General features: G+C 49.6%; 20 protein-coding genes. 2 read left to right on the top strand and 18 right to left on the bottom strand.

The window, feature by feature from the left end:
* Positions 1–45: 45 nt before the first annotated feature.
* From BM184_RS09935 to purE, 17 genes are all read right to left on the bottom strand, one after another.
* Positions 46–1,593, bottom strand: coding sequence for a prolyl oligopeptidase family serine peptidase (locus tag BM184_RS09935; RefSeq protein ID WP_086942882.1), 1,548 nt, complete (start codon positions 1,591–1,593; stop codon positions 46–48).
* 180 nt (positions 1,594–1,773) lie between these two features.
* Entirely contained in the window at positions 1,774–2,622 is an 849-nt protein-coding gene (locus BM184_RS09940) for a helix-turn-helix domain-containing protein (RefSeq protein ID WP_177208622.1), read from the bottom strand.
* Positions 2,623–2,834: 212 nt separating this feature from the next.
* Positions 2,835–4,730 carry a tRNA uridine-5-carboxymethylaminomethyl(34) synthesis enzyme MnmG gene (gene mnmG / locus BM184_RS09945; protein ID WP_086942880.1) on the bottom strand — a complete coding sequence of 632 codons (1,896 nt, stop codon included), beginning with the start codon at positions 4,728–4,730 and terminating at the stop codon, positions 2,835–2,837.
* A 321-nt stretch (positions 4,731–5,051) separates the two neighbouring features.
* A complete protein-coding gene (gene mnmE, locus BM184_RS09950; protein ID WP_086942879.1) occupies positions 5,052–6,443 on the bottom strand; it encodes a tRNA uridine-5-carboxymethylaminomethyl(34) synthesis GTPase MnmE in 1,392 nt (463 codons plus the stop codon).
* 245 nt (positions 6,444–6,688) lie between these two features.
* Entirely contained in the window at positions 6,689–7,678 is a 990-nt protein-coding gene (locus tag BM184_RS09955) for a zinc-binding dehydrogenase (protein ID WP_245830690.1), read from the bottom strand.
* Between the two features lie 97 nt (positions 7,679–7,775).
* Positions 7,776–9,050, bottom strand: coding sequence for a phosphoribosylamine--glycine ligase (purD, locus tag BM184_RS09960; RefSeq protein ID WP_086942878.1), 1,275 nt, complete (start codon positions 9,048–9,050; stop codon positions 7,776–7,778).
* A gap of 231 nt (positions 9,051–9,281) precedes the next feature.
* Positions 9,282–10,823: a bifunctional phosphoribosylaminoimidazolecarboxamide formyltransferase/IMP cyclohydrolase gene (gene purH, locus BM184_RS09965; protein WP_086942877.1), complete on the bottom strand. Its 1,542-nt coding sequence runs from the start codon at positions 10,821–10,823 to the stop codon at positions 9,282–9,284.
* A gap of 88 nt (positions 10,824–10,911) precedes the next feature.
* On the bottom strand, positions 10,912–11,484 hold the full coding sequence (gene purN / locus BM184_RS09970) for a phosphoribosylglycinamide formyltransferase (RefSeq protein ID WP_086628698.1): 573 nt from the start codon (positions 11,482–11,484) through the stop codon (positions 10,912–10,914).
* On the bottom strand, positions 11,481–12,530 hold the full coding sequence (gene purM / locus BM184_RS09975) for a phosphoribosylformylglycinamidine cyclo-ligase (RefSeq protein WP_086942876.1): 1,050 nt from the start codon (positions 12,528–12,530) through the stop codon (positions 11,481–11,483). Before purM ends, purN begins: the two co-directional genes overlap by 4 nt.
* Positions 12,530–13,990 carry an amidophosphoribosyltransferase gene (purF, locus tag BM184_RS09980; protein WP_086942875.1) on the bottom strand — a complete coding sequence of 487 codons (1,461 nt, stop codon included), beginning with the start codon at positions 13,988–13,990 and terminating at the stop codon, positions 12,530–12,532. The genes purM and purF overlap by 1 nt, the downstream gene beginning before the upstream one ends.
* On the bottom strand, positions 13,966–16,194 hold the full coding sequence (purL, locus tag BM184_RS09985) for a phosphoribosylformylglycinamidine synthase subunit PurL (protein WP_086942874.1): 2,229 nt from the start codon (positions 16,192–16,194) through the stop codon (positions 13,966–13,968). Before purL ends, purF begins: the two co-directional genes overlap by 25 nt.
* Entirely contained in the window at positions 16,194–16,874 is a 681-nt protein-coding gene (gene purQ, locus BM184_RS09990) for a phosphoribosylformylglycinamidine synthase subunit PurQ (protein WP_086628702.1), read from the bottom strand. Before purQ ends, purL begins: the two co-directional genes overlap by 1 nt.
* Positions 16,874–17,125 carry a phosphoribosylformylglycinamidine synthase subunit PurS gene (purS, locus tag BM184_RS09995; RefSeq protein WP_068562113.1) on the bottom strand — a complete coding sequence of 84 codons (252 nt, stop codon included), beginning with the start codon at positions 17,123–17,125 and terminating at the stop codon, positions 16,874–16,876. Before purS ends, purQ begins: the two co-directional genes overlap by 1 nt.
* A gap of 75 nt (positions 17,126–17,200) precedes the next feature.
* Complete coding sequence (purC, locus tag BM184_RS10000; protein WP_086942873.1) at positions 17,201–17,911, bottom strand: phosphoribosylaminoimidazolesuccinocarboxamide synthase; 711 nt, start codon at positions 17,909–17,911, stop codon at positions 17,201–17,203.
* Positions 17,912–18,103: 192 nt separating this feature from the next.
* Positions 18,104–19,402: an adenylosuccinate lyase gene (gene purB / locus BM184_RS10005; protein ID WP_086942872.1), complete on the bottom strand. Its 1,299-nt coding sequence runs from the start codon at positions 19,400–19,402 to the stop codon at positions 18,104–18,106.
* Between the two features lies 1 nt (position 19,403).
* Positions 19,404–20,546, bottom strand: coding sequence for a 5-(carboxyamino)imidazole ribonucleotide synthase (purK, locus tag BM184_RS10010; RefSeq protein ID WP_375152984.1), 1,143 nt, complete (start codon positions 20,544–20,546; stop codon positions 19,404–19,406).
* Positions 20,530–21,018, bottom strand: coding sequence for a 5-(carboxyamino)imidazole ribonucleotide mutase (purE, locus tag BM184_RS10015; RefSeq protein ID WP_086942870.1), 489 nt, complete (start codon positions 21,016–21,018; stop codon positions 20,530–20,532). Before purE ends, purK begins: the two co-directional genes overlap by 17 nt.
* A gap of 379 nt (positions 21,019–21,397) precedes the next feature.
* Between purE and treR the strand changes: the two genes are divergently transcribed.
* A complete protein-coding gene (gene treR / locus BM184_RS10020) occupies positions 21,398–22,114 on the top strand; it encodes a trehalose operon repressor (RefSeq protein ID WP_086942869.1) in 717 nt (238 codons plus the stop codon).
* 55 nt (positions 22,115–22,169) lie between these two features.
* Here the strand turns inward: treR and BM184_RS10025 are convergent, their stop codons facing one another.
* Positions 22,170–23,300: a GerMN domain-containing protein gene (locus tag BM184_RS10025; protein WP_086942868.1), complete on the bottom strand. Its 1,131-nt coding sequence runs from the start codon at positions 23,298–23,300 to the stop codon at positions 22,170–22,172.
* Between the two features lie 182 nt (positions 23,301–23,482).
* On the opposite strand from BM184_RS10025, the gene BM184_RS10030 reads away from it, so the two are divergent.
* Positions 23,483–25,000, top strand: a complete 1,518-nt coding sequence (locus tag BM184_RS10030) for a DUF438 domain-containing protein (protein WP_086942867.1) — start codon at positions 23,483–23,485, stop codon at positions 24,998–25,000.
* Positions 25,001–25,037 lie beyond the last annotated feature (37 nt).

The raw sequence follows: 25,037 nt of genomic DNA on the forward strand, positions 1-25,037 counted from the left end.
ACATAAGCGGCAGCCTTACTCAAGAATCATTTTTGCTGACTCTTTTTATCTTGATTGCGCATTCAGCCACTCGAAAATATTTGTATAAGTGGTTTCGCCGACTGTCGCTGCAGCTGCGCCGCCTCCAGTAGCGTTGCTTGCTTCGAAGCCGAATATTTCAGCGTCAGTCGAAGCAGCGATCGCCTCTTTGTCCTGAACGCCTGTCACCTGGTTATTGAACAAGTAGATCCAGGAGAAATGACCTAGATAAGTAGTGCCCGGGCTGTCCGTTCCTTCAACCGTTTCGTAGTAGGAAACCCAAGTGTTTTCGGCACCTGCCTGGACGAGTGCCTGGTAAGTAGGCAGCATGTAATTCATAGGCACGACAACCGGATCATCCGCGGATTGGACCAACCAGATCGGCAGGTCTTTGATCGCCCGGATTTTTTCCTCGGTGAACCAAACTTGCTTGGTCTTCACAAAACTCGATGTTCCGGTAGCTTCATCATCCGTTTTCACGTACGTGCCGTCGCTGTTGCGCTCGTATTCATAATAAGCGTACGCTTCGCAGACAGGATAAGCTGCAGCAAAATGATCAGGATATTCGATGACCATATTCATGGTCATGTAGCCGCCGTTCGAGCAGCCGCCCAGATAGATGCGGTCGGTATCGACATCCGGATGCGCAGCCACATAATCATTGATCGTGTCCATCAATATTTCCGTGTATCTGGAAATGCCGCTGCCGTTGCCGTTCGTTCCGTCCCCTTCATCCATCCAATAGGTAGGCGTTTGGACAGCCAGAACATAAGCCCCGGTCACGTCATCGGTTTGGAAATAGGACTGGATCTCCTCTTTTGCCAACGCCGATACTTCATTTCCTAGGATGGCGATGTCGGGATCTGTTCCGCCTTCACCTTGACCGTGCAGCCAGATGACCAACGGATTCGCTTCCCCTTCGGCAAGTTCTTCCGGTTCATAGGCAGCAGTCGAAAGCGTCAACTCCTCTTCTTGCTCCGTCATCGGATTCACATAGGTGCCGCTGAAAGTCCCTCTGGCGGTGAACAAATCCGTATCCGGTGAGATGCGGTTGTTCACGGCATCCTCCGTGATGCTCAAAGAGTAGGTTTCGTCCTCGATCGTGACGGCCGGCGCAGCGATTGCGACCTCATAAGTTGGAGACCATTCATTCATCGATGTCGTCGTATTGTAGGTGAACGGAGATCCGACCACGCTGAACGTCGCATCATTGAAACTGGTCTCCATATCGATCGCGATGAAGTTTGAGTTTTCCTGCGGATCCCCGTTTTCATCGGAAGTGTAGACGTCCGTCACCGTGCGTTCCGACCCGGCCGTCATGACCTGCCAGCCGCTCGGATCGACACTGCCGACCGCATCCTCCAATTCGATGATGAGCTTCGGTACGCCGGGGCCTCCTTCATACCCCTTCACATAAATGCTGGTCTTCACGACGCCATCGTAGGCCTCGGCCGCTTGCACACTTTCTTGCTGGGCTGAATCCTCTTGATCCGCCGATTCTCCGGAACCGCAACCGACAAGCAAGCCTGCCGTTATCCCTAATGTAAAAATAGTGCTGAATGTCTTACGTCTCATTCCCTAATCCCTCCATATCCCTTTTATCCATCCAGACAAGCAGTATCCCGGCCGAACTTAAAACGGTTTCATTCCATCGAAAACCAATCACAGCTGAAACGAATAGCGCTTTCCTTATTTTCTATTTTAGGGAATTTCCGGCAAAAAAGGGGGGCGATTTGTGCCTTCATTATGGGCAGTTTATGCCTTGTTCTGATCCCGATAACGTTTCGGCGTCATCCCGTATTTGTTTTTGAAGGCTGCTGAAAAGGATTTTTGATTGGGAAAACCGCAAGCATCCACGATATAACGGATGTTTTTGTCGGTGAACATCAGCTGTTTCACGGCTTTATTGAGGCGTTGCTCGACAATATAGCTGTGGATGGTGCTGCCGGTTTCCTTTTTGAACAATCTGCACAAATGCGTATAGGAGAGGTGAAAAGTCTCCGCCAATTTATCGAGCGCCAACTCTTTGTCCAGATTTTCGTCGATGTGTTGCGTTACGGCGGAAATCAGCGGCAACGAGGCGCTGCCTATGTTCCTCTCTGCCTTCGGAACAGAAAAGTATGCGTCCAGAAGGAAAAGGATCTGGTACAGCATCCCTTTCAGCAAAAGTCTGGCTTTTACGGCGCCGTCGCTTTCCATAACAGCGAAGTACCGGTCCAGCAAGCCACGCAATTCATCTAGTTTCTCTCTCTGCAGTTCCGTATAGGCAAGCCAATTAGTCAAACGGAAGCTCTTGTTGTCGTAATCCGGTATCTCGGATTTGATGAAGGCATACGGGAAAATGAGCGAAATCGCCTTCGTTTTGTTATGATCATCCCAGATCGAATGGACTTCATTCGAATTGATGACGAGGATATCGCCGGCATTCGTTTCATGGACGGTCCCAGCAATCGTGAATTCGCTGATTTTTCCGGACATTGTATAGCTGATTTCCAATGATTTGTGCCAATGGGCAAGGACGCCGGAATCCGTTCTTTCGTTGTGAAAAATATAGAACACTGGGAGTTCCGGATCCGATTCGATGATTTCATGATGATAACGCATCTGCTGCCCTCCTATCCTTCCTTTTTCCATTTGCATTCCATTATACTACAATTCAATCTTCAAAAACGACGGAATGGGTGCATAGCTCCGGCGAAGAATCCGCTAGCCGGAGGAGAAAAGCGGGTCTCTCGACCATGAAGAGCAGTCGCGAAAAAAATTAACGGATAACGACAAAAAACGAGGCTATCTCGAGAGGAGACAGCCCCGGCTTCCTATTCTGCTGTTTTTGCGATCTTTCCTTGGGTTACGTATACCATCAATACGGAAATGTCGGCTGGATTGACGCCGCTGATCCGGCTTGCTTGGGCGATCGTTTCCGGTTGGATCTTCTTCAGATTCTGTTTGGCTTCGTTCGCTATTCCGTTGATCGCATCGTAATCGATGTTCGCAGGGATGCGCTTTTCTTCCATCTTCTTCAGCTTATCCACTTTTTCGGCGGCTTTTTTGATGTAGCCGGCGTATTTGATCTGCACTTCCACTTGCTTGATGACCTCTTTCGGCAAGGCTACCTCAAGCGGTGCAAAAGCAATCAGACCTTCATATTTCAGTTCCGGACGCTTCAAAATATCCGCAAACAAAATGCCGTCCTTCAGCGGAGCTGAGTTTTGTTCCGCAAGGAAAGCCTGCAGCTCTTCAGTCGGTTTCAGGCGCGTACTTTCGAGGCGGGCGATTTCCTTTTCGACAGCCTGTTTTTTCTCCAGGAATGACTCATAGCGTTCTTCCGTCACCAAACCGATTTCGCGGCTCATTTCGGTCAAGCGGAAGTCGGCATTGTCATGGCGAAGCAACAGACGGTACTCGGCGCGGGAAGTCAGCAAGCGATATGGCTCCATCGTCCCTTTTGTGACCAAATCATCGATCATGACACCGATATAGCCATCGCTGCGTTTCAGGATGAAAGGTTCTTTTCCTTGCACAGCCAACGCTGCATTGATACCGGCGATGATGCCTTGTCCGGCAGCTTCTTCATAACCGGATGTTCCGTTTGTTTGACCAGCTGTAAACAGATTCTTAACCAATTTTGTCTCCAAGGAAAGGCGCAGCTGATGCGGTTTCACGACATCGTACTCGATGGCGTAACCTGTCCGCATCATTTGGGCATTTTCCATCCCCGGCACGGAACGGATCAGATCAAGCTGAACATCTTCCGGCAATGAGGTGGACAACCCTTGCACATAGACTTCTTCGTTTTCGCGGCCTTCAGGCTCAAGGAAAAGCTGATGGCGCGGCTTGTCGCTGAAGCGGACGATTTTATCTTCGATCGATGGGCAATAACGCGCCCCAACGCCTTCCACGATACCCGTGAACATCGGTGCGCGGTGGAGATTGTCGCGGATGATCTCATGGCTTTCCGGACTCGTATAAGTCAGCCAGCAGGATAATTGATCCTTCAGATAGTCTTCATCTTTGGAAAGGAAGCTGAAATGATTCGGCTCAGCGTCACCGGGCTGTTCCTCAGTTTTGGAATAATCGATGGTCGAAGCCATCACACGCGGCGGCGTTCCGGTCTTGAAGCGCGCCAATTCAAATCCCAGATCAAGCAGATTTTCGGATAACTTGATGGACGGCTGCGAGTTGTTCGGTCCGGAAGAGTAAACCAAGTCCCCGATGATGATTTTCCCTCGGGAAGAGGTTCCGGCTGTGATGACGACGGCCCCGGCGCGGTAAACAGCGCCCGTATGCGTCACTACGCCCTTGACTTCACCGTCTTCTACGATCAATTCTTCAACGATGGCTTGCTTCAGCAACAAGTTTTCTTGTTTTTCGATGGTGTGCTTCATGTGGTGGGCATAATCATCTTTATCAGCTTGTGCGCGCAAAGCTTGGACTGCAGGGCCTTTCCCTGTGTTCAGCATGCGCATTTGGATATACGTTTTGTCAATATTGCGTCCCATTTCACCGCCCAATGCATCGATTTCCCTTACGACTACACCTTTCGCAGGTCCGCCGATGGATGGATTGCAGGGCATAAAGGCAACCATGTTCAAATCAATCGTAACCAGCATCGTGCTGCATCCCATACGCGCTGCGGCAAGCGCCGCTTCGGATCCGGCATGTCCGGCTCCTACAACAATCACATCAAAACTTCCAGCTTCAAATCTGTTCATTTTTCCATTCCTTTCGTTTGTGCTATCTATTTGTTGTTATCATTTTAGTTGAACTATGAATCCTTTTAGAACGGTTCTGAATCCTTAACAGATGGTGCATCAGTAGTCTTGGTACTAAAAAGGCTAAAGACCTCAAACGTCGCACTGTGACGTTTGAGTGCCTAACGCTGTTCAGGCCCACTCAGCCAAAACCGGGCTGCTTGGTCCTGAACCTCGTTAGTGCTCAAACTCTGAGCTCAGGATTTGTCATGGCTCTTGCGATTTTAATCGCTTAGAGACATGGTACACTTGACCGGTACGGTCACAGTGCATCCGTATCCTTTATTTCCCCAGGCAGAACTGTGTAAATAGTTGGGTGAGGAGTTCGTCCTGGACGCTGTCGCCGGTGATTTCTCCGAGGAGGTCCCAGCAACGGGTGAAGTCGATCTGGACGAGGTCGATCGGCATGCCTGATTCGATGCCGCTCAGCACTTCATCCAGCGAATCCATCGCATCGTTCAAGAGCGCGATATGGCGGACGTTGGATACATAGGTTGCATCCTTCTCGCCGGTTTCCCCTGAGAAGAACATTTTCGTAATCTGGTTTTCCAATTGGTCCAGTCCGGTTTCACTCAGCATCGATGTTTCGATGATTCTTTCAGAATCGCTCCAAGGTTCCAACTCACCGGTCGTCATCTTGGCTTCCAGATCCATTTTGTTCATAAGGATGATGCGGTTCATGTCCTTCGTCTCTTCCAGAAGCTGCTTGTCCTCTTCCGTCAGCCCTTCGTTCTGGTTGATCAACAGAAGAATCAGATCCGCTTCGGCCAAGGCTTTCCGGCTGCGTTCGACTCCGATCTTTTCCACGACGTCATCCGTTTCGCGGATGCCCGCTGTGTCAATCAGCTTCAATGGAACGCCTCTGACGTTTACGTATTCCTCGATCGTATCGCGGGTTGTGCCGGCGATGTCCGTCACGATGGCTTTCTCTTCACGCAACAACCGGTTAAGCAGACTGGATTTGCCTACGTTCGGGCGGCCGATGATGGCTGTCTGAAGACCTTCGCGCAGGATTTTCCCTTGCTTGGCGGTATCCAACAGATGCTGGATGTGTCCGCGCACTTCAATGGTGCGTTCTTTCAAGAGCTTTGTCGTCACTTCCTCGACGTCATCGTATTCCGGGTAGTCGATGTTCACTTCGACCTCAGCCAAGGTGTTCAGGATGATCTGACGGATATCCCGGATCATACCGGACAATTTGCCGTCCAACTGATTCAGAGCCACATTCATCGCACGATCGGTTTTGGCACGGATCAAGTCCATGACCGCTTCGGCCTGCGACAAATCGATCCGGCCGTTCAGGAAGGCGCGTTTCGTAAATTCCCCGGGTTCCGCCATGCGGGCGCCGTTCTGGAGAATCGTCTGCAGAATCCGGTTGACGCTCACAACACCGCCGTGGCAGTTTATTTCCACGACATCTTCGCGGGTGAAAGTCTTCGGTCCGTGCATGACGGACACCATGACTTCATCGATCATGTCGCCTGTGCGCGGATCATAAAGGTGGCCGTAATTGATGGTATGTGTGGCGACATCAGCCAAGTGCTTCGTCCCTGATCGGTATAAGGCATCGGCTATCTGGATCGCTTGATCTCCGCTCAAACGTACAATTCCGATGGCCCCTTCTCCAGGCGGCGTCGAAATGGCAGCGATGGTATCAAATTCATTTATAATCATTCATTGTCGTCCTTTCTTGGTTGTTTCAGCGTACAAAAAAAGCGCCCACTCCTCCCCTTCGTTCAAGCGGGAGGAAAAGCACTTTGACTGCAGTTCACTTTGGATATTTTGTTCAGCTTACTTTAAATAGATTTCTAGCCGATTATACAAGCAATGCGGGCGCAATGCAAGCTTTTGGCGGACGTTTTTTCATTTCATCCTCAAATACAAAGCTGAGTTCACCGATAGCGTGATGCTGTTGCGGATCAGCCGATCTGCAGGGCGATTTTCCCTGTCTGTTCGGCACTTTCCAGCCGCTGGAATGCCTCCTTGAAATCCTCTGCCGGATAAACGGCGTCCACCACAGGATGGAGATCATGTTCCTCGACAAAACGGATCATCGCTTCATATTCTTCAAAACTGCCCATCGTCGAACCTTTCAGCGTGTACTGGCCGTAAAAGAATTTCCGCAGATCGAAGGTGACCAGATCGCCCGTCGATGAACCGAAAGTCACGATTGTGCCGCCTCTGCGCACCGCATCCAGCGATTTGTCGAAAGTGGCTGCTCCGACCGACTCGATCACGACGTCCACTTTTCCGCCGATTCCTTCGATCCAATCCTCATCGTGCAGCAACCCTTTATCGGCTCCATGCTGCAGCGCCTTTGCCAATTTTTCTTGGGAACGGGAAGTGACGTATACCGTCGCTCCAGCGGCCTTGGCGAATTGCAGCAGATAAGTGGCTACTCCACCGCCGATGCCTGGAATCAGGACTTTCATACCTTCCGATGCTCCACCTTTTGTGAATAAGGCGCGAAAAGCCGTCAACGCGGACAGGGACAAAACGCCTGCTTCTTCCCAAGACAGATGGGCCGGTTTATGGACAGCATTCTCTTCGGAAACAACGATTTCCTCCGCCATCGCCCCCTGCTCCGAACTCCCGAGGATCGTGAAGGTTTCAGGGGCAGTGTCGCTGTTCTTGCGCCAACCGCTGCCGGGATAAATCATCACTTCATCACCGATTTTGAAACGCGTCACTTCTGCTCCGACAGCCGCAACGATACCGGCAGCATCCGAGCCGATGACAACAGGGTGCTTCTCATGTGCTTGGCTCAAGGCAAAAAGGTCTCGATGGTTAAGTCCGGCCGCCTTGACCTTTATTTTTATCTCGGAAGATCCTACCGGTTGTTCCGCACGCTCTTCCCATTTCAAACCTTCCAAACCGACTTTTCCGCTGTGAATCAATGTTTTCACCATATCGATCACTCCTCAAATGGATAGTTCTGTCAGATTCAGTATAACTTTTCAGGGCAGAAATACAAAGAGGGAGAACCGAAGCCTCCCCCTCACCTTGCTATTTTTCTGTAAAACGGATCGCTTTTGCTCCGATGTCGGAACGATAGAACGTATGCGCGATCGGATTTGCACTCAAGTAACGGTAAGCTTTGTCTTGCGCAGCTTGGAGCGTTTCGCCTTGGCCAGCGACCAGCAGGATGCGACCGCCGTTTGACAATAGTCCTTGTTCGCCAGACTTCACACCTGCTGCATAGACGATGCAATCCGCATTTTCCGTATCCAGATCAGGCAACGGGATGTCTTTCATTGGCGCTTCCGGATAGCCTTCAGCGGCAACAACAACACCTAAAGTGTAACGATCGGTATACATTTCGATGACCGGATCTTTTCCGTTCAGGATGTCATCGATGACTTGCGCCAAGTCGGAAGCCATCTGGTTCATGATGACCTGTGTTTCCGGATCGCCGAAACGGGCATTGAATTCGATGACGCGCAACCCTTTGGCGGTGATCATCAAGCCGGCATACACAACTCCCTTGAATGGGATGCCCTCAGCCACCATCGCCTCTACAGTCGGTTTTACGACCGTATCCAGCACTTCTTGAATCATAGCTTCGGATACTTGCGGTACTGGGGAATATGCACCCATGCCGCCCGTATTAGGTCCTTTGTCGCCATCATAGGCGCGTTTGTGGTCTTGTGCGACGCCTGAATAGTAATACTTCGCACCATTCGCCAGCGCGAACAACGAGAATTCTTCCCCTTCAAGGTACTCTTCAATGACGACTTTCGGCTTGCCGGCTGCATATTTGCCTTGCAGGAGCATGTCGTTCAGCGCATCCAGAGCCTCGGTCATCGTCATTGCGACAACGACGCCTTTTCCGGCTGCCAGACCGTCCGCCTTGATGACAATCGGAACACCATTGGCTTCCACGTAAGCAACCGCTGCTTCATAGTCCTCGAATGTCTCGTAGGCTGCAGTCGGGATGCCGTATTTTTTCATCAGGTCTTTTGCGAACTGCTTGGAGCATTCCAGGTCAGCCGCTTTTTTGCTGGGTCCGAAGACTTTCAGGCCAGCCGCTTCAAATACATCCGTTACCCCTTCAAACAAAGGGATTTCCGGTCCGACGAAAGTCCAAGCGATGTTGTTGTCTTTGACGAATTGAACCAATCCTTGATGGTCGTTTTCCGCAATGTCGACTAACGTGATGCCGTCCTGGGCCATCCCTGGGTTGCCTTTGGCGCAGTAAACAGTCTCCACCAACGGGCTTTGAGTTAATTTTTTAGCGATGGCATGTTCGCGTCCGCCACTGCCGATTACAAGAAGTTTCATCTTTGAGATCCTCCAACCTTTTATATGAAGCTTGATATTGCTGAACTGGTGCTTTTTTAAACGAGTTCTGAATCCTAGAGTTTGAGCGTAGGATTTGTCATGGCTCTTAATCGAGTTCTGAAATCCAGACCCCTCCGCCTAAGTTGACAAACGCACACGGACAAAAAGCGTCCGCTTTGCGTTTGTCCTCTTAGTGCTCAGGGTCTAAACGGATTTCATCACATCTTGTTTTTAGTGTCTGAAGTGTCTTACGCTTGTTTTCAGCATCGTGATGCCGTATTTGTTTGCCATTTCGATCGAATCTTGGTCCTTGATGCTGCCGCCTGGTTGAACAATCGCTTTGATGCCGTGTTTGGCAGCATATTCCACGCTGTCGTTCATCGGGAAGAAAGCATCACTCGCCAATACAGCGCCTTCGATGGCGTTGGCCGCTTCAGCTTGCTCGATGGCGATTTTGACGGATCCGACACGGTTCATCTGGCCTGCGCCGATGCCGACTGTCTGTTTGCTGTTTGCCAATACGATGGCGTTGCTCTTCACGTGTTTAACGACTTTCCAGGCGAAATCCATTGCTTTCATTTCGTCTTCAGTCGGTTGACGCTCGGTCATGACTTCCCAATTGGCTGGCACATCATCAGTGTTGATGTCCTGAGTCTGTTCCAGCATGCCGCCCAATACGGAGACAAATTCTTTTCCGCCTGCTTTTGCGGCAGCGAAGTCCAAGGTCATGATGCGGATGTTCTTTTTCTTCGTCAGGATAGCTAAAGCCTCTTCCGTATAGCTTGGCGCCAGAACGATTTCCAGGAACATGCTGTTCAGTTTTTCGGCAGTCGCCACATCCAAAGGACGGTTCGCAACCACAATGCCGCCGAAGATGGAGACAGGATCAGCTGCATAGCAACGATCGAAGGCTGCATCGATGTCGTCTGCGATACCGACGCCACATGGATTCATGTGCTTGACAGCAACCACAGCCGGTTCGTCGAATTCGCGGGCGATGCGGATGGCAGCATCAGCATCTTTGATGTTGTTGTAGGATAATTCTTTTCCGTGCAATTGGACCGCGCTCGCGATAGAGAACGGCACCGCCAAAGGTTCTTGGTAGAAAGTCGCTGTTTGGTGGCCGTTTTCTCCGTAGCGCAGGCTCTGTTTCAGATCATAAGTCAAAGTCAATTTTTCAGGCTCGGTTTCGCCGACCACATTAGTCAAATATTGTGCGATCAAAGCATCATAGCTGGCTGTGTGACGGAATACTTTTGCAGCCAAAGCTTGGCGCGTTTCGAAAGTCGTTTCACCGGCAGCTTCCAATTCGGCAAGGACTTTTTCATAGTCGATCGGATCGGTCAAAACCGTCACGCTTGCGTAGTTCTTAGCCGCGCTGCGGAGCATGCTCGGTCCGCCGATGTCGATGTTTTCGATGGCATCAGCCAAAGTCACATCATTTTTGCTGATGGTTTCTTTGAATGGGTACAGGTTGACGACAACGAAATCAATCGGTGCAATATTGTGCTCTTTCATAGCTTCCATATGGTCCGCAAGATCACGTCTGCCCAAAAGTCCGCCATGGATCAGTGGGTGCAAAGTTTTTACGCGGCCATCCATCATTTCAGGAAAGCCGGTTACATCCTCTACGGAAATAGTCGGTACGCCTGCATCTTCCAAAGCCTTCTTCGTTCCGCCAGTTGAGATGATTTCGATTCCTTTTGCTGCTAATGCCTGCGCAAATGCTACTACGCCTGTTTTATCTGAAACACTGATCAATGCTCTTGTCACTGTGTGTCACTCCTTAAATTTATGATGGATTCATGCGGTTCTAACAAAAGGAAGGACTTCCGCAATCGCGGAGTCCTCATCCATTTTGTTAGCCTTTATTCTTTTGAGCCAATTGCTGGATCACTTGCGGGAAGATCCGGTGCTCCACTTGATGGATCCGGGTCTCCAAAGTCTCCAGCGTATCCTCCGGAAGGATCGCCACTTTTTCTTGCGCGATGATCGGACCGGTGTCGACCCCTTCATCGACGAAATGGACGGTGACGCCGGTTTCCGGAACGCCTGCTTCGAAGGCGTCCTGGATGCCATGCCGACCCGGGAAATCCGGCAGCAAGGACGGGTGGATGTTGACGATGCGGTCGGCGTAGGCCGATAGCAAAGTCGGTCCAACGATCCGCATATAGCCGGCCAAGACAACCAAGTCGACCTTCTCCTCAGCCAAATGCTTCAAAATTTCATTTTCGTAGGCGACCCGATCCTCGAAGCCTTTCGGCGTAAAGGAGATCACCGGGATATTGTATTGTTTGGCGCGCTCGATCGCATAGGCTTTCGGCTTGTCGCAGAACAGGAAAGCGATCGTCGCATCCACTTCGCCGGACGCGATGGCTTCGGCGATGGCTTGAAAATTCGAACCGTTTCCTGAAGCAAAGACAGCTATCCTCATGCTTGAGCCTCTTTCAGGATAACCTCTTTTTCTGATGTTTTTGCAGCCACGGATCCGATCACATAGGCTTTTTCATCGTTCTCAGTCAGAATGCCCAGCACTTCCGTCAAGTTTTCGGGAGCGACCGCGAGCACCATGCCGATGCCCATGTTGAAGATTTCGTACATTTCAAGAGCCGGAATGTTGCCGATTTTTTCCATCACTTGGAAAATCGGCAAGACAGGCCAGCTGCCTAATTTGATTTCCGCTTGGACGTTCTCAGGAAGCATGCGCGGCACGTTTTCGACGAAGCCGCCGCCTGTGATGTGGGCAACGCCATGCAACAGCTGTTTTTTGATCAGCGGCAATAAGGCATTCACGTAGATTCTTGTAGGCGTCAATAAAACATCGCCCAATTCTTGGTCTTCGATGCCTTCCACTTTGTCGGCCAATTTGTAGTCATTGTCCTTGAAGAAGATTTTGCGCACCAAGGAGTAGCCGTTCGAATGGATGCCTGATGAAGGCAATCCAACCAGCACATCCCCTTCTTTGATCAAGGCAGGTGTCAGCAAAGCATCTTTTTCCGCAATCCCTACCGTAAATCCAGCCAGATCGAAATCTTCCGGATCGTACATATCAGGCATTTCAGCTGTTTCTCCGCCGATCAGGGCAGCACCGGCTTGGACGCAGCCTTCAGCTACGCCAGCAACGATCTGCTCCAGTTTTTCCGGACGGTTTTTTCCGACAGCTACATAATCCAAGAAGTAAAGAGGTTCTGCGCCTTGCGCTACGACATCGTTGACGCACATTGCGACACAATCGATCCCGATCGTATCGAATTTTCCGGCTTCGATGGCCAGCATCAGCTTCGTGCCGACTCCGTCCGTACCCGATACAAGCACAGGTTTTTTGTAGTTCAATTCAGAAAGGTCAAAGTTTCCGCCGAATCCGCCGACTTCGCCAAAAACGCCTGGACGTTTTGTGCGGTCGATGTGTTTCTTGATGCGGCTTACTGTTTCATAACCGGCTGTGACATCCACACCCGCTTTTGCATATGCGTTTTCCATCAAACTTGTCCTCCCTTTAGATTCTCTTTTTGGATAGCTGTCATATTGTTCACGTAATCCGCTTCATAGTCATACAGCCCAGTCGGGTAGTCCCCGTTGAAGCTGTCCATGCATAAGCCTGAATACGGCATATCAAATTTCAATCCGATTGAATCGATCAGACCCTCTTGGCTAAGGAAAGCCAAGCTGTCTGCACCGATATATTCACAGATTTCATCGACGGTCATTTTAGCGGCGATCAGTTCAGCTGACTTGCTGATGTCGATGCCGTAAAAACTTGGGTAGATCAAAGGCGGGGAAGAGATGCGGACATGCACTTCTTTGGCTCCCGCTTCTTTCAATAAAGTCACGATGCGTTTGCTGGTCGTCCCGCGCACGATGGAATCATCCACCATGACGACGCTCTTGCCTTGGACAACCCCTTTTACGGCGGACAACTTCATTTTTACGCCCAATTCGCGCAGTTCCTGCGTCGGTTGGATGAATGTACGTCCGACATATTGGTTCTTGATCAGTCCCATTTCGTAAGGTGTTCCGCTCTCTTCCGCGAATCCGCTCGCCGCGGACAAGGAAGAGTTTGGCACACCGATGACGATATCGGCAGTCACTGCAGGTGCTTCGATGGCCAAACGCGTTCCCATCCGTTTGCGCGCTGTATGTACGTTCACGCCGGCAATATTGGAATCCGGACGCGCGAAGTAGATATACTCCATCGCAGCGATGGAAATGGTTGTATCGTCGGTATATTTTTCGATCGTCAAGCCGTTGTCGTCAATGATCGCCAGTTCGCCGGCATTGACGTTGCGGACAAAATCAGCACCGATCGTATCGATGGCACACGTTTCGCTGGCCATCACATACGCACCATTCGGCAATTGGCCGATGACAAGCGGACGGAATGAATTCGGATCGACGGCACCGAACATTTTCTCTTCAGTCAAAAGGATATAAGTGAAGCCGCCTTTGACCTGGTTCAAGCTCTCTTTGATCTTTTCGATCAAGCTGTCTTTCTGGCTGCGTCTGATCAGATGCATCAGAACTTCCGTATCCGAAGTCGAGTGGAAGATGGCGCCATTTTCCTCAAGGTTGCGGCGCAATGTTTTGGCATTCACCAAGTTGCCGTTGTGGCAAATGGCGATGTCCATATCATAGAAATGGTACAAAAACGGCTGCACATTCTCTATGCTGTTCTGGCCGGAAGTGGAGTAACGCACATGTCCGATGGCACGGTTACCGGTCAACCGCTGCAGATCATTTCCGTCCTTGAAGACTTCGCTGATCAGACCAAGATTGCGGTGCACCAACAATTTCCCTTCATCACATGAAACTATCCCTGCACCCTCTTGTCCGCGGTGCTGCAAGCTGTGCAAACCGAAGTAAGTCAACTGGCTGGCATTGTCGTCTCCCCAAATGCCGAATACGCCACATTCTTCGTTTAAGCTTTTTGTTTCAGCAAGCATGGAATAGCCTCCTCCCATTTCGTTTGTACTTCTTTTACATCCAAAGTGATTGTTTCGTTCTCGGCAGCGATTTTTGCGACAGCGTCAGCTGTCACGGTTCCGATTTGTGCAGCAGCTGATCCGAAGATTGCTTCCACTGCGGCAATATTTTCAGGTTTCACGGTCAGGATGAAGCGTGATTGCGTTTCGCTGAACAGCAATGTTTTATCCATGGCAACCGTCACGTCGAAGCCTAAGCCAGTGTCAAAGACGCTCTCCATCAGGCCGACAGCCAAGCCGCCTTCGGATAGGTCATGCGCGCTTTCAATCAGACCAGCTTTGATTGCTTTCAGTACATTCGCTTGGTTTTCTTTTTCGACAGCCAAATCGAAGTCCATCAGTTTGCCTTCGATTTTGCCCAATTCCATTTTTTGCAGTTCGGAACCGTTGAAATCAGCTTTGGTTTCGCCGATCAGGACAATGCGATCGCCTGCAGCTTTGAAAGCTTGCGTAGTGATGTGCGCAAGATCCTCGATCAGACCGACCATACCGATCATCGGTGTCGGATAAACGGCTTCGCCGTCGGTTTCATTGTAAAGGGACACGTTACCAGAGATGACAGGCGTATCCAATTGGCGGCAAGCTTCAGAGATGCCGTCCGCGGAAGTGCTCAATTCCCAGAAAATTTCTGGTTTATCAGGATTTCCGTAGTTCAAGCAGTCTGTGATCGCCAATGGTTTTCCGCCGCTGGCAACGATATTGCGGGCAGCTTCAGCGACAGCGATCTGTCCGCCGATTTCTGGATTCAAATACAGGTAGCGGCCGTTGCAGTCGGTTGTCATTGCGATCGCTTTTTTGGTGCCGCGAACGCGGACAACTGCAGCATCGCTTCCTGGTCCTACGACCGTGCTGGTGCGGACCATGGAATCATATGTGTCATAGACGCTCTTCTTGGAAGCCAACGTCGCTTGTTGCAATAAAGCCACTAATGTATCCTGCGCTGATGTGAAGACAGGTTTGTAGTTTTCCATAGCTGCGAATGCAGCGATGCGGGCAGGCACTGCAGTCGGTTTGTAGTAGACCGGTGCATCTTCAGCCAAAGCATCAACCGGAAGTTCAGCCACCACTTTACCTGCATGGGATAGACGGTACATGCCATCATCGGTAACTTCACCGATCACGACTGCATCCAATTCATATTTTTTGAACAGGTCGACGATGCGTTGCTCTTCGCCCTTCTTGATGCACAACAGCATACGCTCCTGCGATTCGGAAAGCATCATTTCGTAAGGTGTCATTTCTGTTTCGCGCTGCGGAACATCATCAAGATTCAACAGCAGGCCGCTGCCTGCTTTTGAAGCCATTTCCGAGCTGGAAGAGACCAAGCCGGCAGCCCCCATGTCCTGGATACCGATCAAAGCGTCGGAGTAGTCATAAATGCATTCCAAACAAGCTTCCATCAATAGTTTTTCCATGAACGGATCGCCTACTTGGACAGCAGAACGTTGCGCTTCTTCCTCTTCCTTGAATTCTTCGGAAGCGAAAGTGGCGCCATGGATACCATCGCGGCCTGTTTTTGCACCCACGTACATGATCGAGTTGCCGACTCCGGCAGCTTGGCCTTTTTGCATATCTTTTTGATCGATCAAGCCGACGCACATTGCGTTGACTAACGGATTGCCTCTGTAGCAAGGGTCAAAGACCGTTTCGCCGCCGACAGTCGGGATGCCGATACAGTTGCCGTAACCGCTGATGCCGGCAACGACTTCTTCGAAGATGTGTTTCGTGCGCTCATTGTCCAATTCGCCGAAACGCAAAGAGTCCAGGATCGCAATCGGGCGTGCGCCCATGCTGAAGATGTCACGGATGATTCCGCCGACGCCGGTAGCTGCGCCTTCATAAGGCTCGACAGCTGATGGATGGTTGTGGCTTTCCGCTTTGAAAACGACGGCCTGGCCGTCGCCGATATCCACGATACCAGCACCTTCACCAGGTCCTTGCAATACTTGCGGGCCGGTAGTAGGGAATTTTCTCAGGACTGGTTTTGAGTTTTTATAAGAACAGTGTTCGCTCCACATAACGGCAAACAGGCCAGTTTCAGTATAATTCGGCAAACGATGCAAAATTTTATCGCAGATTGTGCCGTACTCTTCGTCTGTCAGACCCCATTCACGATAAATTTTGGATTCTTTTACTTGTTCTGGCGTTGGTTCTAAAAATGCCATTATTTGTTCAGCTCCTTCTTATAATTTTCAACCATGGATTGGAACAGGCGCAAGCCATCCGCTGATCCCAGCAAAGCTTCGACAGCACGCTCCGGGTGAGGCATCATGCCTAGGACGTTGCCTTTTTTGTTGATGATGCCGGCGATGTCCTCGATGCTTCCGTTCGGGTTGCCGTTGGCATAAGTGAATACGATTTGGTTGTTGGCTTTCAGGTCCGCCAAAGTCTCTGCATCGCAGAAGTAGTTTCCTTCACCATGCGCGATCGGAACAGAGATGATTTCGCCTTCTTTATAGAGGGAAGTGAATTGCGTATCGGCATTCACGACTTTAAGATCCTGCGGTTTGCAGACGAACTTCAAGGTATCATTGCGGCGCAAAGCACCAGGCAATAAGCCGGCTTCAGCCAAAATCTGGAATCCGTTGCAAGTGCCGAATACAGGCTTGCCTTCTTCAGCGAAACGGACCACTTCGCTCATGATGTTCGCAAAGCGGGCAATCGCACCTGTACGCAAGTAATCGCCATATGTGAATCCGCCGGGCAATAGGACAGCATCGAAACCTTCAAGGCTTGTTTCATAATGTTGCACATACTCTGCATCTTCTCCAAGAATATCTTTAATGGCTGCATACATATCTAAATCACAGTTAGATCCAGGAAAAACGATGACAGCGAATTTCATTAAGCTTCAACCTCCTGGATTTCGTAACGGTAAGTTTCCATAACCACGTTTGCCAGCAGTTTGTCGCAGATCTCTTCGATGACTTGTTCAACGTTCTCTTCATCTTTGGAAACTTGGATTTCGAAATATTTTCCGATGCGGATATCTTCGATCGTCGGGTAGCCCATACGGTGGACGGCACCCTTCACGGCTTCCCCTTGCGGATCCAATACTGAGTCTTTATACGTTACATACACGGTTACTTTATACATGTCCAAATTCCTCGCTTTTGTTTTTTTATTTTTTGTTTCGTTTTTTTTTCGTTCATTGGTTGCATTTCGGATGGTTTACATTTTGTTCAGGCGGTCCAGCACTTCCACGTAGACCGGGATCAGATCTCCCAAGTCACGGCGATAGATGTCTTTGTCCAAGTGTTCGTTCGTTTCGATATCCCAAAGACGGCAAGTATCCGGTGAAATTTCATCAGCCAGGATGATTTCACCCTCAGCAGTCTTGCCGAATTCGATTTTGAAATCGATCAGGCGGATGCCGATTGCCTTGAACATCTCGATCAAGGCTGCATTGATCTTCAGCGCTTGCTTCTTGATTTCCGCAACTTCTTCATCTGTTGCTGCTCCCAGAACTTGTACATGGGCATCATTGATGAAAGGATCATTGAGCGCATCGTCTTTGTAATAGAATTCCAAAACAGGGAACGGCAAGTCGATGCCTTCCTCCATTCCGAAACGTTTCGCGAAGCTTCCAGCGGATACATTACGGACAACCACTTCCAATGGGAACATATTGACTCTTTTTACTGATTGTTCGGTTTCTGACAGTTCTTGGATGTAATGGCTCGCGATACCCTTTTCAGCCAGATATTCGAAGATGCGGCCGGTGATCTGGTTGTTGAGTCTGCCTTTGCCCTCGATAGTGTCCTTCTTTACGCCGTTTAATGCGGTAGCCTGATTTAGGTATTCTGCCCAAAGGACATTCTCCTGATCTGTAGCGTACATCTTTTTAGCTTTCCCAGTATAAAGCAATTCTTTTCTTTCCATCGTTCCCGTCCCTTTCTAAATCCGAACATTAATTTGTATAAACACCTAATTCATTCGTTTATATTGTATCATCTGCCACCCGCTTGTCAATGGGATTTTCATGAAAATTGAAATAAATTCCGGTTTTTCTTCACTGTTTCCAAGGCATCCGGTGGACGCAAAAAGGCCGGAACCGTAGTCCCAGCCTTTCCATCAGTCGCCTAAACCAAGTCTTTCGAATACTTCGTCGACATGACTCAAGTGATAGTTATAGTTGAAGGCATCATCGATGTCTTCTTTCGTTAATTTTGCCATGATTGCTTCGTCCGCTTCCACCAATGGACGGAAATCGGTTTGATTATCCCATGAAAGGGCAGTCTTCGGCTGTACCAAGTCATAAGCTTCTTCACGGCTCATGCCTTTATCGATCAGTTTCAACAGAACGCGTTGGCTATAGATCAATCCGAATGTCGCATTCATGTTGCGGAGCATATTCTCAGGGAACACGGTCAAGTTCTTGATGATGTTCGCAAAACGGTTCAATTGATAGTTCAATAATGTCGTTGCGTCCGGAAGGATGATGCGTTCCGCTGAAGAGTGGGAAATATCGCGTTCATGCCATAAGCCTACATTCTCGTAAGCAGTGACCATGTAGCCACGGATGACACGCGCAAGACCTACCATATTTTCAGAACCGATCGGGTTGCGTTTGTGCGGCATAGCGGAAGAACCTTTTTGCCCTTTCGCGAAGAATTCTTCCACTTCACGGGTTTCCGATTTCTGAAGCCCACGGATTTCTGTCGCGAAGCGCTCGATGCTTGTCGCAATCAAAGCGATCGTTGCCATGTATTCGGCATGCAGATCGCGCGGCAGAACTTGCGTCGAAATTTCTTGCGGTCTTGTGCCCAATTTTTCGCAGACGTACTCTTCCACGAATGGCGGGATGTTTGCGAAAGTTCCAACAGCACCGCTGATTTTACCGGCTTCAACGCCTTTAGCTGCATGTTCAAAACGCTCGATGTTGCGTTTCATTTCCGAATACATGGTAGCCAGTTTCAATCCGAATGTCGTAGGTTCAGCATGTACACCATGCGTACGGCCCATGCAGACAGTCTTTTTGTGTTCTTTCGCCTTGTTGCCGATGATTTCCAACATGTTCTGCAGATCCTTGCGCAGGATATCATTGGCTTGCTTCAATTGATAACCATAGGCGGTATCGACCACATCGGTACTCGTCAGGCCATAGTGGACCCATTTTCTTTCTTCTCCCAAAGATTCGGAAACAGCGCGTGTGAACGCCACTACATCGTGTCTGGTCTCTTTTTCGATTTCAAGGATACGGTCGATGTCAAAAGTTGCATTCGCGCGGATTTTAGCCACGTCTTCTGCAGGGATTTCGCCTAAGGCAGCCCAAGCTTCGTCAGCCAGGATTTCGACCTCCAACCAGCATTTGTAACGATTGTATTCGGACCAAACCTCAGCCATCTCAGGGCGTGTATAACGTGTAATCATTTTAAATTGTTCCTCCGTTCCAGATTCGGGTGTTGTCTATTTCTGTTAAGGTTGCTTCTTGATTATCCGTCAAAATGGTGATATGTCCCATTTTTCTGTCTGTGCGTGATTCAGCTTTGCCATAGTAATGGAAAGACCAATCCGCTTTTTCTTCCCGCAGCGCGATCGTGCCTTCCATATGCTGCCCAAGGATATTTACCATGATGGCGGGCGACAATTGCCGCGCTGTCGGCATCGGCAATCCGGCGACTGCTTGGATATGGGCATCAAATTGGGAAACGTTCATTGCTTCGATTGTGTAATGGCCCGAATTATGCGGACGCGGCGCCAACTCATTGATGAAGATCGTGTCATCCGCAGCCAGGAACATTTCGATGCCCAGCGTACCCACCAACTGCAGCGCATCAGCGATTTGGTGGGCAGCCTTGTTTGCTTTCTCGGCTACCGCAGGCGTTACGCGGGCCGGCACGATCGATTCGTGCAGAATATTATTGATGTGGATATTTTCGGAAACCGGAAATACCGTAGCTTCACCTTTTTGGTTGCGTACGATCATGACCGAAAGCTCTTTGGTGAAGGGAACCCAGGCCTCCAAAACGCAGATGCTGTCCGCCGCCAACTTCATCGCTTCCTCTTTGTCCGCTTCTGTTCTCAGGACAACCTGTCCCTTACCATCATACCCGAAACGGGTCGTTTTTAAAACACTCGGATAGCCGATTTTGCCGATGGCAGCATCAAGTTGCTCCGCATTTTCAACTACCGCGAATTGCGCAATCGATACCCCAGCTGTTTGAAGGAATTCCTTCTCCTTGATGCGGTCCTGCGTAATCGTCAAAATTTCGCTGCCTTGCGGAATGCTGGACAGTGTTTCCACTTCCTGCAACGCGGCCGCATCGATGTTCTCAAATTCGAATGTCACGACATCGGATTTTTCGGCCAATTCACGCAAAGCCACCGCATCAGCGTATGCCGCCTGGATGTGCCAATCCGCTACTTGGGCTGCCGGGCAATTTTCGCCCGGATCCAAAATTCCGACGGTGAAACCCATCCTCTTCGCGGACTGTGCCAGCATACGTCCTAATTGTCCCCCGCCGATGATGCCGATCACGTCATTTGGTTTCAGTATTTTATACAAGGTCTTCACTGCTTTCCAATACTTTTTGTTTTAAATCTTCCCGTCTCTTTTCCAATCGATCGGCCAAATCCTGATTTTCGATCGACAGGATCTGTACAGCCAGCAGACCGGCATTGATTGCCCCTGCTTTGCCGATGGCTACCGTCGCAACCGGAACACCGCCGGGCATCTGGACGATGGACAACAAAGAATCCATTCCGCTCAAAGCGCGTGATTGGACAGGAACACCGATGACCGGAAGGGTCGTTTTCGCAGCGATCATACCCGGAAGGTGCGCTGCGCCGCCTGCACCGGCAATGATGACTTTCGTTCCCGCAGCCCGTGCTTGTTCAGCAAAAGTGAACATCAGATCCGGTGTCCGGTGAGCCGAAACGACTTTCTTTTCATAAGCTATGCCGAATTCATCGAGTATCAAGCAAGCTTCTTTCATAGTTTCCCAGTCAGAAGTACTACCCATTACGACAGAAACAACCGTATTCATGCATTTTTCCCCCATTATCAATTTTTCATTTTTAATATAGCACATCATCTCCGATTATTCCAAACAATTTTAGAGAAAATCAGCCTGTTTGTTCGGAAATAATCTGTTTTTGTTCGAAAGTGAAGAAGCAATGGTCTAATTTCACATTAAAAAAGTGACGCTTTTTTTATTCAAAAACCAACCCTTTTTCACCATAAATGGCAATAATATGATAAAATAATGATGTGCAAGCCCTTCCAAACTAAAAAAATACTGATTCTCTTTTTATTTCCGTATTTATCCTATAGAATAAACTGGAATAATATTATTAAACACGATTTTTTCAACTTATTTATTTTATTTCCAACAACCCCATCCACTTACAGAAGGAGTGATGATCATGAATAAATTCTTTGATATCTATATGGACTTGAGAAAAAAAATCGAACATGCAGAATTCGAGACAGGATCTCTGTTGCCCAGTGAAAAGACGCTTTCGGACCACTATCATGTTTCGCGTGAAACGATCAGAAAGGCTTTGGCTCTGTTGCTGGAAGGTGGCTATATCCAGAAGAAGCAAGGCAAAGGTTCCATCGTGCTTGACATCAGACGCTTCAATTTCCCCGTTTCCGGGCTGACCAGTTTCAAAGAACTTCAAGATTCCCAACAAATCCCAAATGAAACAATCGTCATCAAAAATAAGCTAGAAACCCTTCCGGACTTCCTAGCCGAAAATCTGAAGGTGGATCCCGGCCGCGAAGTGATTTCACTCATCCGCTTGCGCAAGATTGCCGGGGAAGTCGTCATCATGGACAAGGATTACCTCTTCCATGACATCATCGATCAAATCCCTTCCGAAGCTGCCGAAAATTCCATTTATGCTTACTTGGAGAATGAATTGGGCCTGAATATCGCTTACGCCAAAAAGGAATTCGTCGTGGAGCCGGCGACACGGGAAGATCACAAACTGATGAACCTGAAGGATGACACGCACGTCGTCGTCGTAAAGAGCGAAGTCTATCTGGAGGACACACGTCTTTTCCAGTACACAGAGTCGCGCCATCGTTTGGACCGCTTCCGCTTCGTCGAGTTCGCCCGCAGAAAACACAGCCTATAAGAAAAAAGATGAAGCCAAGCCGGCTTCATCTTTTTTTTGCTTACGCAAGGGTTGCTCATTCGTTGACGTTCGTATAATCAACTGTGAAATAGGCACCTTCTGCCATCAGGATATGCCCTGATTCATAAGGGTTTCCGGCCACAGTAAGGTAGACTTCCTGGACACCGTAATATTCCCCGATCGTATTGACGACACCCTGCAAAATCAGTGATTCCGCCGATGTTCCGGCATTCATCTCAGAAACGAATTCCTGCGAGAAGTCCACATAGACGCGTCCATCGTCACTCAAGGACAAGCTGTTGATGGAGACGTTCGGTCCGATCAGACTTCCCCCCGGAGCATCCGGAACGTTCTTCAGCGCCTCCGCCAGAATGGTTCGGGTAACGTCATTGGTCGCATAGGACAAGGCAATACTTGATGCATCCAATCCCATCAGCTCGCTGTCCGGATAAAAGACGCGCAATTGTTGCGTTTCCGGAACATTCTCGTTGCGGGCTTCCAGACTGGAGGAGACGACCATGTCATCGCCAAGATCCGTCACCCGTTTCACCAAGCCCATATCCTTTACGTAATAGTCCTTGGTAGTCGAGGTTTCATAAGTCGTCGTCACTTCAAGCGCTTCGAAATTACCCATCGGTGTTTCGATCTGTGCCGTCAGATTCGTGATTTCGGAAGGGACTCCGCTCGCATTCATCCAACTGTTCCCGACTTCCAAAGGCTCCTTCAACAGAATATCCAATTGGTTTGCCGCATCGCCGCTTGCTGTTTTTTCAAGCATATTTTCCCTGAAGTAGGTTTCCGGACGCGTGAATACTTCTCTGAGTTCCCCGTCAGCTAGTTCCAATACCGTCACGATTTGAGTGCCGCCGTTGTTGGAAGTGATCTGCATACGGTTGCCTTCGATATATTGCGGATAGACCGTGAAGGAAGCGTATTCATTCCCTTCACCCAAATATTTTGTGAAGACGGATGCGCTGAACGGATAATAAGCCTCGATTGTCGCTGCATCTGCGGGTTCAGAAGAGGACGAGGAAGCCGAGCCGCTGTCTGTTGATGTGGATACGGATGAAGACACACTGCTGGCAGCCGAAGAATCGGATGAGGAATCGGATCCTCCGAAGAGACTGCAAGAAGCTAATAGGGGTACCAACAACGCTACCATCAGGTTCGAAACTTTCTTTCTCATCTTTTTTCCCACCTTCTGTCTTAGTTGTCTTCATTATATCACAACCGCTTTCTAAGGCATTGCCCTAACTATCGCTGCAACGTACGAATGCTCTGGCACTGAGTAGCTCCTTTCACGTATAATGAAGCCAGCGCGAAAATTAAAAGAAACATTTCACAATTTCAAATAGAGGTGGAAAAATTATGAAGGAAATCAGTTTGAACGATACAGTCTACAATCTGGTGAAGCAGTACCCTGAAATCAGGGAAGTCATCATCAGTCTGGGCTTCGAACCGTTGCGCAGCGACAAGATGCTGAATACCGCCGGCCGGATCATGACCATCGGGAAAGCCCTCAAGCGCAATGACGTGCCGGAGGACATATTCATCGAAACGCTGGCCAAAAACGGGTTCAGCGTGAAGGAAATGGCATCATCAGCAGTAACGGTTGCTCCAAGCGAACCGGCAGAACCGGCAGAACCGGCCGCTCCAACCGGCGGAATTGCCCGCATGGGTTCCACGGAATTCCAGGAGCGCCAGGACATTCTGCAGAGCCTCATCCTGCGCTTGCATAGAGGGGAGGACTGGGATGCGGTGCAAGCCGACTTCAAGAAACATTTCACGGGCGTCAGCGCCTACGAAATTTCCGTCATGGAGCAAGGCCTGATGGGCAAAGGGATTGACGCCGAAGACATCCAGCGCCTCTGCAACGTGCACGCCTCGCTCTTCGGCGGATCCATCGAAGCGGTCTACACCACTTCAGCAGAACAGCAGCATGCCGGCCATCCAATCCAAATTATGAAACTCGAAAATTTGGCCATCGAAAATACGCTGGAAAAGGTCAGCAAATTACTGGCTGTTTACCTCGAAACGAAGGAACCTACCCTGAAGGAAGGCATCCAGAAACAATTGGCGCTGCTCGGCGAATTCGATAAGCATTATGCCCGAAAGGAATACGCCATCTTCCCGATCATGGAGAACAAAGGCATCACAGCCCCACCGAAAGTCATGTGGGGTGTCGATGACAATATCCGCGCCATGTATAAAGGCTTCAAAACCCTGCTGCAAAAAGAGGACTTCGCCGCGATCCCGAAAGCCTTCTCCGACCTGAAATACGAAATGACGGAAATGATCACGAAGGAAGAAGACATCCTCTTGCCGATGATCATCGACATCTTCAACGAGGACCACTGGTTGCAGATCGCCGAAGAGTCTGAGGAAATCGGCTACTGCATCGTCAAACCGGAAGCAAAATGGGTGCCGGAACGGTCCCTTCCAGAAAATGTTTCACATGAAACACAAACGATTGAAGCAAATCCATACATAAATTTCCAAACCGGGCATCTGACGCCGCACCAGTTGGAAAAGATGCTGAACAACATCCCTTTGGAATTGACTTTTGTGGATGCCGACAACATCGTGCGTTACTACAATGACAATGGCGAAGAAAAGTTCTTCAAGCGCACGAGCAGCGCAATCGGCCGCGATGTGCTGAACTGCCATCCACCGAAAAGCTTACCGATCGTCACGAAACTGCTCGCCGACCTGAAATCAGGCGCGAAAGAAAGCGAATCAATGTGGTTCCGCGCGATGGGCAAATTCATCCTGGTCACTTACCGCGCCGTCAGGGATGACGACGGCAGCTATATGGGAACACTTGAATATGTGCAGGACATCCAACCGATCATCGATCTTGACGGCGAAAAGCGGACACTGTCCTAAAGACTTTTCCGGAACTGGCTACCGAAATCAAACAAAT

This window comes from Trichococcus pasteurii (assembly GCF_900112935.1).
GTDB classification, from domain to species: Bacteria; Bacillota; Bacilli; order Lactobacillales; family Aerococcaceae; genus Trichococcus; species Trichococcus pasteurii.

What these genes read in the sequence shown, in the direction of transcription:
- BM184_RS10030 (WP_086942867.1), top strand. Translation starts at nt 23,483, where the DNA reads ATGAAGGAAATCAGTTTGAACGATACAGTCTACAATCTGGTGAAGCAG.
- purL (WP_086942874.1), bottom strand. Translation starts at nt 16,194, where the DNA reads ATGGCATTTTTAGAACCAACGCCAGAACAAGTAAAAGAATCCAAAATT.
- treR (WP_086942869.1), top strand. Translation starts at nt 21,398, where the DNA reads ATGAATAAATTCTTTGATATCTATATGGACTTGAGAAAAAAAATCGAA.
- mnmG (WP_086942880.1), bottom strand. Translation starts at nt 4,730, where the DNA reads ATGAACAGATTTGAAGCTGGAAGTTTTGATGTGATTGTTGTAGGAGCC.
- purC (WP_086942873.1), bottom strand. Translation starts at nt 17,911, where the DNA reads ATGGAAAGAAAAGAATTGCTTTATACTGGGAAAGCTAAAAAGATGTAC.
- purM (WP_086942876.1), bottom strand. Translation starts at nt 12,530, where the DNA reads ATGGAAAACGCATATGCAAAAGCGGGTGTGGATGTCACAGCCGGTTAT.
- BM184_RS09935 (WP_086942882.1), bottom strand. Translation starts at nt 1,593, where the DNA reads ATGAGACGTAAGACATTCAGCACTATTTTTACATTAGGGATAACGGCA.
- purF (WP_086942875.1), bottom strand. Translation starts at nt 13,990, where the DNA reads ATGCTTGCTGAAACAAAAAGCTTAAACGAAGAATGTGGCGTATTCGGC.
- purN (WP_086628698.1), bottom strand. Translation starts at nt 11,484, where the DNA reads ATGAGGATAGCTGTCTTTGCTTCAGGAAACGGTTCGAATTTTCAAGCC.
- BM184_RS09940 (WP_177208622.1), bottom strand. Translation starts at nt 2,622, where the DNA reads ATGCGTTATCATCATGAAATCATCGAATCGGATCCGGAACTCCCAGTG.
- BM184_RS09955 (WP_245830690.1), bottom strand. Translation starts at nt 7,678, where the DNA reads ATGGTGAAAACATTGATTCACAGCGGAAAAGTCGGTTTGGAAGGTTTG.
- purS (WP_068562113.1), bottom strand. Translation starts at nt 17,125, where the DNA reads ATGTATAAAGTAACCGTGTATGTAACGTATAAAGACTCAGTATTGGAT.
- purE (WP_086942870.1), bottom strand. Translation starts at nt 21,018, where the DNA reads ATGAATACGGTTGTTTCTGTCGTAATGGGTAGTACTTCTGACTGGGAA.
- mnmE (WP_086942879.1), bottom strand. Translation starts at nt 6,443, where the DNA reads ATGATTATAAATGAATTTGATACCATCGCTGCCATTTCGACGCCGCCT.
- purQ (WP_086628702.1), bottom strand. Translation starts at nt 16,874, where the DNA reads ATGAAATTCGCTGTCATCGTTTTTCCTGGATCTAACTGTGATTTAGAT.
- purD (WP_086942878.1), bottom strand. Translation starts at nt 9,050, where the DNA reads ATGAAACTTCTTGTAATCGGCAGTGGCGGACGCGAACATGCCATCGCT.
- purB (WP_086942872.1), bottom strand. Translation starts at nt 19,402, where the DNA reads ATGATTACACGTTATACACGCCCTGAGATGGCTGAGGTTTGGTCCGAA.
- BM184_RS10025 (WP_086942868.1), bottom strand. Translation starts at nt 23,300, where the DNA reads ATGAGAAAGAAAGTTTCGAACCTGATGGTAGCGTTGTTGGTACCCCTA.